Origin of the sequence: Streptomyces sparsogenes subsp. cuspidosporus, from assembly GCF_039532705.1 — a bacterium.
In the GTDB taxonomy this organism is placed as follows: Bacteria; Actinomycetota; Actinomycetes; order Streptomycetales; family Streptomycetaceae; genus Streptomyces; species Streptomyces sparsogenes.
In genome coordinates this window covers 1-2,372 of sequence record NZ_BAAASD010000117.1, presented here as the reverse complement: position 1 = coordinate 2,372, position 2,372 = coordinate 1, and the positions used below count along the sequence as shown (strand labels likewise).

3 protein-coding genes are annotated in these 2,372 nt (G+C 72.3%); all 3 read right to left on the bottom strand.

Annotated features, from left to right (window positions below; translation table 11 throughout):
• Positions 1–68: 68 nt before the first annotated feature.
• Entirely contained in the window at positions 69–731 is a 663-nt protein-coding gene (locus tag ABFY07_RS42585) for a response regulator (protein ID WP_346179599.1), read from the bottom strand.
• Entirely contained in the window at positions 728–1,900 is a 1,173-nt protein-coding gene (locus ABFY07_RS42580; protein ID WP_346179600.1) for a sensor histidine kinase, read from the bottom strand. The genes ABFY07_RS42585 and ABFY07_RS42580 overlap by 4 nt, the downstream gene beginning before the upstream one ends.
• A partial coding sequence (locus ABFY07_RS42575; protein ID WP_346179598.1) for a CPBP family intramembrane glutamic endopeptidase occupies positions 1,900–2,372 on the bottom strand: 473 nt, incomplete at its 5' end. The genes ABFY07_RS42580 and ABFY07_RS42575, both read right to left, overlap by 1 nt.

Sequence of the window (2,372 nt, the reverse complement as noted above, 5' to 3'; positions counted from 1 at the left end):
CACGGCACAGCAACGGGGAGCACGGTCACGGGGGCGCCGGCCGCCGTACCGGACGGTCAGCGCGTACCTCAGGTGACCAGCCCGTGGCGGTAGGCGTAGACGACCGCCTGGACGCGGTCGCGGAGGCTGAGTTTGCTGAGGATGCGTGACACGAACGTCTTGACGGTCTCCTGGCTGATCACGAGGGCCGCGGCGATCTCGCCGTTGGACAGACCGTCCGCGATCAGACGCAGGACCTCCAGCTCACGGGGGGTCAGCGGTATGTCCTGCGGAGCCCCGCCCGCGGCGGGCCGGATCCGGGCCGCGTACCTGCCCACGAGCTGGCGCGTCACCTCGGGATCCAGCAGTGCCGCGCCCGAGGCCACCGTCCGGATGCCGTGCAGCAGCCGGTCCGGCGGAGCGTCCTTGAGCAGGAACCCACTCGCCCCGGCACGCAGCGCCTCGTAGACGTACTCGTCCAGGTTGAACGTGGTCACCACGAGCACCTTCACGGGATGCTCCACCCCGGCCCCGGCCAGCAGACGGGCGGCCTCCAGACCGTCCAGCACCGGCATGCGGATGTCCATCACCACAACGTCCGGGCGCAGCCGGCCGGCGAGCTCGACGGCGGCGCGCCCGTCCCCGCACTGGCCCGCGACCTCCAGGTCGGGCTGGGCGTCGATGATCGTCACCAGCCCCGTGCGGATCAGCATCTGGTCGTCGCAGACCAGCACCCGGATCGGTACGGTCACGTCGTGCTCCTCGCCGGTATCCGCGCCCGTACGACGAAGCCGCCGCCCGAACTGCGGTCCGCGCTGAAGTCGCCGCCCAGGATGCCGACCCTCTCGCGCAGGCCCGCCAGACCCCGACCGCTCCCGCCCGGGGAGGTGGCCCCCGAGCCGGAGCCGTCCGTGCTGACCTCCACGGTGATCTCCCGTTCCCCGTGGCACACCTGGACCGAGGTCCGGCTGCCGCGGGCGTACTTGAGGGCATTCGTCAACGACTCCTGCACCACCCGGTAGGCCACCAGGTCGGCGCTGCCGGTCGACTCGGCCTGTGTGCCCTTCTCGGTGAACTCCACCGGCTGGCCGGCCCGGCGAGTCTGCTCCACAAGGGTGAGCAGCCTGCCGACCGGCGGCGTCCTGGGCTCGGCCGCGTCCGCCGCCGCCCCGGTGCCGTGATCGGGGTTGAGCAGGTCGAGCAGGTGCCGCAGGTCGGTGATGGCCCGCCGCCCGGTGTCCGTGACAGCGGTCAGCGCCTGGTCGAGCCGTTCGGGCGCGGCCGTCAGATAGCGTGCCGCCTCGGCCTGTACGACCATCGCCGTCACGTGGTGGGTCACGACGTCGTGCAGCTCGCGGGCGATATGGGTGCGTTCGGCGGTACGGGTGTCCTCGGCGACGCGGCGCCGCCGGTCCGCCTCGGCGGCCCGGGTGGAGCGCAGCCACGCCCCGGCGCCCCACGCCAGGACAAGCGCCAGGTAGAACGTCACGAACCCCTCCGGCGACTCGCCCGTGCCGAGCCGGGAGAGCGCCACCGCCAGCGGCACGTACACCACGGAGAGGACGACCACACAGGTCCGGCGGTGCCGTTCCAGATGGGACCCGGCACTCAGCAGCGCGATGGGCAGCGCGGTTGTCGCGAACGCGTGGTAGCCGCGCAGCTGGTCGACGGCGAAGCCGCACGTCACCAGGGCGAGGGCGACGCCCGGCCAGCGCCGGCGCCCGCCCAGCGGAAGGCACTGCAGGAGGATCGTCACGACGGCCAGTGCGTCGGTGGGGCGGGTCGGCACGCCACCGATCTCGGTGCCGTTGGCGTGGAGCGCCGGCACGAACGAGCCGGTGAGCATCAGCAGCCCGAGCGGGAGATCCCGTACCGTGACGTCCAGCCGGCGCCACACCTGGCCGGCCCGGTGAGGTGTCATCACCGGCCGAGTGTAGCCAGGGCGTCGACGCGCTCGGCACGCCGCCGGGGTACCAGGTTGCCGCGCCGGCGGGCCAGCCGCAGGAAGACGATCGTCGCCAGCACGCAGAACAGCATCGAGTACAGGCTGGCCTCCGGGCCGAACTCGCCGCCCGTGATCAGGGTCGCGCCCGACGTCGAGGCATCCAGCAGTCCATGCGTGGCGCCGTTGCCGGAGACCTCGGTGCCGAAGATGCCGGACTCCGCGAAATTCCAGCCGAAGTGCAGGCCGATCGGCAGCCACAGGCTGCGGTCGGCGGCGTACGCGGCGGCGAGCATCCCGCCGGCCTCGATCGCGATGGCGACGGCACCCAGCAGGGTTGCATGCTTGTTGAACAGATGCATCGCGCCGAACAGCACACCAGACAGTGCCAACGCCGCGTACGTGCCCAAGCCTCGCTCCACCAGCCGGAACAGCAGGCCGCGGAACATCA